9 protein-coding genes and 1 pseudogene are annotated in these 7,772 nt (G+C 46.5%); 5 read left to right on the top strand and 5 right to left on the bottom strand.

The features are described from left to right. Positions 1 to 109 precede the first annotated feature (109 nt). Together QZ323_RS14190 and QZ323_RS14185 are read left to right on the top strand one after the other, a co-directional pair. On the top strand, positions 110 to 982 hold the full coding sequence (locus tag QZ323_RS14190) for an aldose 1-epimerase family protein (protein WP_294635350.1): 873 nt from the start codon (positions 110 to 112) through the stop codon (positions 980 to 982). 24 nt (positions 983 to 1,006) lie between these two features. Further along, positions 1,007 to 1,135 (top strand): annotated as a pseudogene (locus QZ323_RS14185) (GNAT family N-acetyltransferase); the annotation flags it as partial. A gap of 61 nt (positions 1,136 to 1,196) precedes the next feature. On the opposite strand, the gene QZ323_RS14180 reads toward QZ323_RS14185, so the two are convergent. The 4 genes from QZ323_RS14180 to QZ323_RS14165 all read right to left on the bottom strand — a co-directional run bounded on the left by QZ323_RS14180 (position 1,197) and on the right by QZ323_RS14165 (position 4,388). Further along, the gene (locus QZ323_RS14180) at positions 1,197 to 1,946 is read right to left on the bottom strand and encodes a copper homeostasis protein CutC (RefSeq protein ID WP_294635352.1); all 750 of its coding nucleotides are present in this window, start codon (positions 1,944 to 1,946) and stop codon (positions 1,197 to 1,199) included. Between the two features lie 172 nt (positions 1,947 to 2,118). Continuing rightward, positions 2,119 to 3,657 (bottom strand): ribonuclease Y, encoded by a 1,539-nt coding sequence (gene rny / locus QZ323_RS14175; RefSeq protein ID WP_294635349.1) that lies wholly within the window; start codon positions 3,655 to 3,657, stop codon positions 2,119 to 2,121. Positions 3,658 to 3,789: 132 nt separating this feature from the next. Then, entirely contained in the window at positions 3,790 to 4,080 is a 291-nt protein-coding gene (locus QZ323_RS14170; RefSeq protein ID WP_294635348.1) for a cell division protein ZapA, read from the bottom strand. Positions 4,081 to 4,094: 14 nt separating this feature from the next. Then, complete coding sequence (locus tag QZ323_RS14165; RefSeq protein ID WP_294635347.1) at positions 4,095 to 4,388, bottom strand: hypothetical protein; 294 nt, start codon at positions 4,386 to 4,388, stop codon at positions 4,095 to 4,097. 876 nt (positions 4,389 to 5,264) lie between these two features. Between QZ323_RS14165 and QZ323_RS14160 the strand changes: the two genes are divergently transcribed. From QZ323_RS14160 to QZ323_RS14150, 3 genes are read left to right on the top strand one after another with little or no spacing between them, the layout of a single operon-like run. Beyond that, positions 5,265 to 5,864 (top strand): nucleosidase, encoded by a 600-nt coding sequence (locus QZ323_RS14160; RefSeq protein WP_294635346.1) that lies wholly within the window; start codon positions 5,265 to 5,267, stop codon positions 5,862 to 5,864. A 4-nt stretch (positions 5,865 to 5,868) separates the two neighbouring features. After that, on the top strand, positions 5,869 to 6,228 hold the full coding sequence (gene queD, locus QZ323_RS14155) for a 6-carboxytetrahydropterin synthase QueD (RefSeq protein WP_294635345.1): 360 nt from the start codon (positions 5,869 to 5,871) through the stop codon (positions 6,226 to 6,228). A gap of 23 nt (positions 6,229 to 6,251) precedes the next feature. Beyond that, complete coding sequence (locus QZ323_RS14150; protein ID WP_294635351.1) at positions 6,252 to 6,797, top strand: radical SAM protein; 546 nt, start codon at positions 6,252 to 6,254, stop codon at positions 6,795 to 6,797. Between the two features lie 88 nt (positions 6,798 to 6,885). On the opposite strand, the gene nfo is transcribed toward QZ323_RS14150, so the two are convergent. Then, positions 6,886 to 7,722, bottom strand: coding sequence for a deoxyribonuclease IV (nfo, locus tag QZ323_RS14145; RefSeq protein WP_294635344.1), 837 nt, complete (start codon positions 7,720 to 7,722; stop codon positions 6,886 to 6,888). Between the last annotated feature and the right edge of the window lie 50 nt (positions 7,723 to 7,772).

Below are 7,772 nucleotides of genomic sequence, written 5' to 3'. Positions count from 1 at the left end.
TTCTAAAATTGTTGCTGACCAACATGATTGTATTCGATTCGCTGAATAGTTACGCTCAATTTCTTAGTAAACAAGGCGTGTGATATAATAACCCCAAAGAACATACGATATGAAAACAATTTCTACTTCAGACCTGACAGTCAAAGTCTCCTCGCACGGAGCAGAACTATGTAGCATCTGTTGCAACGGTAAGGAATATCTCTGGCAGGCGGATCCGGCTTACTGGAAACGCCACGCTCCGGTGCTTTTCCCCATTGTAGGCAGTGTGTGGGAGAATACCTACAGGCAGGACGGCGAAACTTATTCGATGTCCCAACATGGCTTTGCCCGTGACATGGATTTTGAACTGGTTGCTGAAAGCGATCATGACCTGCTTTATAGGCTGACGGACAATGAAGAGACCCGGAAAAAGTATCCTTTCCCCTTCTGCCTCGAAATAGGCTATAGGATCAGGGGAAAGAAGATTGAGGTTTTGTGGGAGGTACGCAACACCGGCAACCGGGAGATGCACTTCCAGATAGGTGCACATCCGGCTTTCTACTATCCGGGCTATGATGCGGCAACCGCAGGACGCGGTTACTTTGGCTTTGACAAAACGGACGGTTTGCGCCATATCCTTATTTCAGAGAAAGGTTGTGCTGCCCCGGACAAGGAGTACCCTTTGGTATTGACGGACGGCCTGCTGCCTTTGGATGTGCATACTTTTGACAAAGATGCCTTGATTTTGGAAGGTAGCCAAGTAAGAGAAGTCACGCTATATGATAAGGAAAAGAAACCTTATCTTACGCTCTATTCCGATGCTCCGGTAATGGGGTTGTGGTCGCCTCCGGCAAAGAATGCTCCATTTGTCTGCATTGAGCCGTGGTACGGACGATGCGACCGTGCACACTATATGGGCGAGTATAAGGACAAGGACTGGATGCAGCACTTGGCTCCGGGCGAGGTGTTCCGGAGAGGATACGTGATTGAGGTGAGAGAATAGGAAAACGATAGAAAACCGTATACCATGAATATAGAACTTAGGACCGAACAAACATCAGACTATAGGGAAACAGATTTCGTGACCAGAGAAGCCTTTTGGAATTACTATTCTCCGGGATGCAACGAGCATTATCTGTTGCATATCATGAGGGATAGCACAAATAGCTGTGGCAAGGGTGATTTTCTTAAAAAAGGCGTTTTGACACACCTTCAATTTATGTAAGTAAATTGTAAATAGTTTGTTTGACCCTTCTTATAGTCGTGACCGGATGACTGTATTCTTCGATATGTACAGTTCCGCCCATAGAGACGGCTTCGTTGCGATACATCATACCGCTTTTGATATTCTCTCTTGCCGAAAAGTGGTATTCACGGATTCCCGTTTCGTCGGCAATGCGTGAGATGTTGTTCTCGTTTACTCCGCATCCGGCAAGCAAGATGATGCGTCCGGCTGCTTGTTGTTGCAATGTTTTCAGCAGGGGGATACCTTGTTCTGCCGTAGGTTGTTGTCCTGAGGTGAGTATGCGGCTGCATCCTAATTCGATGATTTGTTCCAAAGCTTCCTGTGGATTGCGGCATACGTCGAAGGCACGGTGGAAGGTAACGGGTACTCCTTGCACGGCTTCCATGAATTGTCTCATGAGTGGCATGTCTATATCGCCTTGGGCGGTGAGGCAGCCCAATACTACACCGTCCACTCCCAACTTGCAGGCATTGCTGATGTCTTTCAGCATGATGCGTTGTTCGATGGGAGAATACAGGAAATCTCCGCCACGCGGACGGATGATGACGTGCAGCAGGGTCTTGTCCAATACTTCACGTGCGACGGCAATGTCTCCGTATGACGGAGTCGTTCCACCTTCGGGAATGCCGGCACACAGCTCCACCCGATTGGCTCCTCCGGTTTGGGCGGCAAGGCAACTCTCTACGGAGTTGGCACATATTTCAAATTGATATGGCTTCATCATTTCTTATAATACAGGGATAATTTTTACAAAAGTAGGAAAACTTTGCGGAAGTTGTTTTTGGGGAGGGGATAAAAATAAAGGTACACAGTTAATCATATATGAAAACAAAATGACCACAGATAGAATCAAATCTGTGGTCATCCTTTAAATCAATATTATTCGTATGCCATTATTTGGCATAGCTTACTGCACGTGTCTCACGAATTACTGTAATCTTCACCTGTCCCGGATACGTCATTTCGTCTTGTATCTTCTTGGCTATTTCGCCAGAAAGGCTTTCCGTCTGTTTATCGTCAATCTTGTCGGCACCAACGATAACGCGCAACTCGCGTCCTGCCTGAATGGCGTAGGTTTTTGTTACACCCGGATAAGACATTGCCAGTTGTTCCAGGTCGTTCAGACGCTTGATGTAAGCCTCGACAATCTCGCGGCGTGCGCCCGGACGTGCACCGGAGATAGCATCACACACCTGTACGATAGGTGCCAGCAGACTTGTCATTTCCACTTCGTCGTGGTGGGCGCCGATGGCATTGCAGATGTCCGGTTTCTCTTTGAACTTTTCTGCCAGCTTCATACCGTAGAGTGCGTGTGGCAGTTCTGGTTCTTCGTCGGGCACCTTACCGATGTCATGCAGCAGTCCGGCACGTTTTGCCTTCTTCGGGTTCAGTCCCAGTTCCGATGCCATGACGGCACAGAGGTTGGCTGTCTCGCGGGCATGCTGTAACAGGTTCTGTCCGTAAGAGGAACGGTACTTCATCTTACCAATGATACGGATCAGTTCGGGATGCAGACCGTGGATACCCAAGTCGATGGTGGTGCGTTTACCGGTTTCGATGATTTCTTCTTCCACCTGCTTGCGTACTTTGGCAACTACCTCTTCGATACGTGCCGGGTGGATACGTCCGTCCGTCACCAGCTGGTGCAGGGCAAGGCGGGCAATTTCTCGGCGAACCGGGTCGAATGCGGACAATACGATAGCTTCCGGCGTATCGTCTACGACGATTTCTACGCCCGTAGCTGCTTCCAGTGCACGTATGTTGCGGCCTTCCCGACCGATGATGCGTCCTTTGATTTCATCCGATTCGATGTGGAACACGGTTACAGAGTTTTCGATGGCAGTTTCCGTGGCTACCCGTTGAATGGACTGTATCACGATACGTTTGGCCTCTTTGCTTGCAGTGAGTTTGGCATCGTCCATGATGTCATTGATGAAAGATTGTGCCTGTGTCTTGGCTTCTTCCTTCAGCGATTCTACCATGCGTTCCTTGGCTTCTTCAGCAGAGAGTCCGGAGATGGCTTCCAGTTTTTCGATTTCCTGTTGTTGCAGTTTGTCTAGTTCATCTTTCTTTTTGTCGATGATTACCAGTTGGGCTTCCAGGTTTTCTTTCACGGCTTCGGCTTCGGCTTTCTTGCGCTGTATCTCTTCCTGGCGTTGGTTTAGCACCATTTCGCGTTGTTTCAGCTTGTTTTCCGCCTGCTGTATTTTCTGGTTACGGATGGCGACTTCCTTTTCCAGATCTGCCTTCTTATTCAGGAATTTCTCCTTCACTTCCAGCAACTTTTTCTGTTTGATCACTTCAGCTTCTGTCTCGGCCTCTTTCAGGATGTTGTCGCACTTGGTCTTCAGCCCGTGCTTGAAGAACAAGTACGAGGCGAACCCTCCGACAACGAAGCAGGCAATGGATACGAGTATTGTAACTACTGTCATTGTATTAATTTGTTTTTTTAATATATAAATAAAAACGCACTGCACACAAGAGCCTACCTGTTTCGGGGCAGACTGAGGATACAGTGCGTGGATTTTCTCTCTTTGTCGGAACCGGACCGTCGTGCCGTTGGCTTATTGTTCTCTGAAATAAGTTTCCAGAACTTCGGTCAATTCCTTTATTTTGGCTGTATAAGGTTCAGTATCATGTCGTTCCTTCAATTGGAGTTTCTCTAAGGAAAACTGGTATGCCACCATAGCTATAACTCTCTCTATTGGGACGTTTTGATAATGTTCCCGATACGCATTAAGCCGGATATCTACCTGTTTGGCGGCTTCCCTGACCATCTCTTCATCCTCGCGGTTGATGGTGATGGGGTAAGAGGCGCCTGCCATTTGCAGGTTTATCTTTATCTTATCGTTCATACATCCTTCTTTTTTTATTCATTCAACAGAGCGATGCATTTATCGACTTCACGCACTAATTTAGACAATCGCAGCTTCGTCTCTTTTACGTCGCTGCCGTTAAGGCTGATTGTTGTTGCTGTTTTTAGGCTAATGTAATTGTTTTCCAGTTCGTTATATTCAGCTTGTATCTTTAAGCATTCTTCTTCTTTAGCCTCAAGAAGTTGCTTTAGCTCAGCATTTTCGCGTTTTAATTCATCGTGCAGATAGATTAAATGTCGCAGCCTTGCTTCAAAGGTACTTAATAGCTTCTTTTCTTCGTCTGTCATTACTACACCAAAATTGTACACAAAAATACAATTTACTTGTAGATTACAAAAATTTTTCAACGAAAATTCTGTTTTAGGAAGAAATTTCTTCTTTTTAGGGGATTTTTACTCCTTTTTTCCTTCTGTTTTCCTGTTGTTGTGCTGCCGGATACTGTGTATCGGATATAGGCAACTGTTATATTACCGGACAGCTATAAGGAGGAAAACAGAAAGCTCTACTAAGTAAAGAGGGTTCACTCAAGGAAAGAAAGGATTAAGTCAGGCTTAAAACTTCATCTCGCGTCGCGAGATGTACATCTCAGCAGCTGAGATTTGTATCTCACGTCGCGAGATATACATCTCAGCCTGCGAGATCAACTTTTCTTTTAGCTTGAAATATGTTTTTCTCCTGAGTGATATGCTTTGCCAAAAGGAGTGAAATCTTTTGGACGTTGTTTCCTGACGGAATGGAATTTTGTGGTATATATATAATAAGGTGTAGAAGGAGATCTTAAAGGCGTATAGGAAGTTTTTGAGGAAGTTAATGGAGACCACTGATGATACATTTGTTTGAGGAAAGGATATATTTTTGCCGGAAAGGCATAAAGTTGAAGGGGGAAATATTGATATGTACTTAGGTCTGTCTAAAAAAGGAATGTATGCAGAGATCTATGTCCACTATCCCTTTGGTTGTAAAATGTGGTCTTTAAAATGGTGAAGCACGTGATTTCTTTGCAAAAAATATTTGCTATGCAATAAATCTCCGTAACTTTGTTCCCTAAAAGAAGGTGAAAACTGAAAGTTGGGAATTGAGAGTTAACGGATTGACCGGAGTAATAATTTTTGTCCGATTCTGATAACTTATTATATATCAGTGTTTTAAAATAGAGATATCTAATGAAAATTTTAGTCACTTACGCCGTTCAGGGCGAATTTACGGAATTGAAGTTTCCCGGTCTGATAGGGGAAGAGGAGGTGCAGATAGGCTATCTCCGTACCGGGATAGGAAAGGTGAAGTCGGCCTTTTATCTGGCTGAGGCCATCAATCAAGGACGGCCGGACCTGGTGGTGAATATAGGTACGGCGGGAACTATCCGTCATCGGGTAGGAGATATACTGGTCTGCCGCCGTTTCATAGACCGCGACATGCAGAAACTGAATGGCTTGGGAGTGGAGTGGGAGATTGATTCCGCCGAACTGTTGGCACAGAAAGGTTACTGCTTGCATTGGGACGGAAACGGGGAAGGCGTGTGTAATACAGGCGATTCCTTCCTGACGGAACTTCTGGATGTGCAGGGCGACGTGGTGGATATGGAGGCGTATGCGCAGGCAATGGTATGCCGTGCCAAAGAAGTGCCGTTCATCTCTGTGAAATACGTGACGGATATCATCGGACAGAACTCCGTGAAGCATTGGGAAGACAAGCTTGCCGATGCACGGAAAGGATTGGGAGAATTTCTTGAAGCCTTGGGGGGCGTAGTAAGATCAGCAAATTAAGAGTATGTATACAGTCATCAAACGTATGGAAGTGTCGGCTGCACATAGCCTGCATCTTTCTTATCATAGTAAATGTGAAAATCTGCATGGGCACAACTGGATGATCACCGTCTATTGTCGTGCCCGCGAACTGAATGCCGATGGGATGGTAGTCGATTTCAGTCATATCAAGCAAGTGGTGAAAGCGCAATTGGACCACCGTAATCTCAATGAAGTGCTTCCTTTCAACCCGACTGCCGAGAACATAGCCCGCTGGGTGTGCGAACAGATACCTGCTTGCTTCAAAGTGGAAGTGCAGGAGTCGGAAGGCAATGTGGCGATCTACGAGAAAGAGGAGGAAGAGAGCCTGAGAACGAAAGATTAAGTATGGGAAGGATGACGAGGATGATGAGAAAGATCAATGAGATATTCTACAGTTTGCAGGGAGAGGGGTATTATACAGGTACGCCTGCGGTATTTATCCGTTTTTCCGGTTGCAATTTGAGGTGTACTTTCTGTGACACACAGCATGAAGAGGGGACTCTGATGTCGGACGAGGAGATATTGGAAGAGGTTGGGAAATATCCTGCCACTACCGTAATCCTGACGGGAGGAGAGCCTTCTCTGTGGATCGACCATGAGTTTGTCTCACAGCTGCATCAGGCCGGCAAATATGTATGTATTGAAACTAACGGTACACATACGCTTCCCGACAATATAGACTGGGTGACCTGTTCGCCAAAGCAAGGAGGAAAGTTGCGCATTACCCGCATGAACGAGGTGAAAGTGGTGTATGAAGGGCAGGACGTTACTGTCTACGAACAACTTCCGGCAAAGCATTTCTTTCTTCAGCCCTGTTCCAACCGTAATATCGCCGAAACGGTGGATTGCGTGATGCGCCATCCGGAATGGCGGCTAAGTTTGCAGACGCACAAGCTGATAGATATCCGCTAAGTGGCGTGAGAAAGCTTGCCGCTCATGTCTTTATGGTTTCTCTTTTTTTTAGTTCATGAAATAGGGCTCTGAGGCCATGTCTTATGAACTATTCGAAGCTACGCAATAGTCTTATTTCTTCCGCCCAGAGGGTTTCATCCGGTGTTTCCAAAATGACGGGCATGTTGTCGAAACGCTCGTCTTTCATGAAGCGTTTGAAGAAATCGATTCCCAGCAAGCCTTTCCCGATGCTGTCGTGGCGGTCTACATGGCTGCCTAAGGCTTTTTTCGTATCGTTCAGGTGGATGGCTTTCAGGTAATGGAGGCCGACTGTCTCGTCGAACTCGCGGAATACCTTGTCATACTCTCCTATGAAGTCGTAGCCCGCTGAGTAGGTGTGGCAGGTGTCCAGACATACGCCGACACGCGATTTGTCTTCTACACGATCGATGATGTATTTCAGTTGCCAGAACTCATGGCCTACGTTGCTGCCCTGTCCTGCGGTGTTTTCGATGACGGCAGTCACTCCTTGCGTCTTGTCCAGCGCCATGTTGATGGATTCGGCAACTCTGTCCAGGCATTCTTCTATGGAGATCTTTTTGAGATGGCTTCCCGGATGGAAGTTCAGGAGTTGCAGTCCCAATTGCTCGCAACGCTGCATCTCATCCAAGAATGCGGCACGGCTTTTGGCCAGTCCTTCTTCTTCCGGGTGTCCCAGATTGATGAGATAGCTGTCGTGTGGCAGTATATAGCGTGGGTCAATGTCGTATGCCTTGCAATTCTCTTTGAATTTGCGGATGCTTTCTTCCGTCAATGGTCTGGATACCCATTGACGTTGGTTTTTGGTGAATAGGGCAAAGGCGTTTGCGCCGATTTCATGGGCATTGACAGGCGCCGCTTCTACTCCGCCGCTTGCACTGACGTGTGCTCCGATATATTTCTTCATTGTATATTATTTAATCGTTATACTTTTGCATAAAGTTTCAACATCGGAGT

Origin of the sequence: uncultured Bacteroides sp. (assembly GCF_910585845.1) — a bacterium.
Classification (GTDB): Bacteria; Bacteroidota; Bacteroidia; order Bacteroidales; family Bacteroidaceae; genus Bacteroides.
Note: the sequence above shows the minus strand (reverse complement) of the source record. Positions and strands in the feature narration are given on the sequence as shown.

What these genes read in the sequence shown, in the direction of transcription:
- QZ323_RS14190 (WP_294635350.1), top strand. Translation starts at nt 110, where the DNA reads ATGAAAACAATTTCTACTTCAGACCTGACAGTCAAAGTCTCCTCGCAC.
- QZ323_RS14180 (WP_294635352.1), bottom strand. Translation starts at nt 1,946, where the DNA reads ATGAAGCCATATCAATTTGAAATATGTGCCAACTCCGTAGAGAGTTGC.
- rny (WP_294635349.1), bottom strand. Translation starts at nt 3,657, where the DNA reads ATGACAGTAGTTACAATACTCGTATCCATTGCCTGCTTCGTTGTCGGA.
- QZ323_RS14170 (WP_294635348.1), bottom strand. Translation starts at nt 4,080, where the DNA reads ATGAACGATAAGATAAAGATAAACCTGCAAATGGCAGGCGCCTCTTAC.
- QZ323_RS14165 (WP_294635347.1), bottom strand. Translation starts at nt 4,388, where the DNA reads ATGACAGACGAAGAAAAGAAGCTATTAAGTACCTTTGAAGCAAGGCTG.
- QZ323_RS14160 (WP_294635346.1), top strand. Translation starts at nt 5,265, where the DNA reads ATGAAAATTTTAGTCACTTACGCCGTTCAGGGCGAATTTACGGAATTG.
- queD (WP_294635345.1), top strand. Translation starts at nt 5,869, where the DNA reads ATGTATACAGTCATCAAACGTATGGAAGTGTCGGCTGCACATAGCCTG.
- QZ323_RS14150 (WP_294635351.1), top strand. Translation starts at nt 6,252, where the DNA reads ATGAGAAAGATCAATGAGATATTCTACAGTTTGCAGGGAGAGGGGTAT.
- nfo (WP_294635344.1), bottom strand. Translation starts at nt 7,722, where the DNA reads ATGAAGAAATATATCGGAGCACACGTCAGTGCAAGCGGCGGAGTAGAA.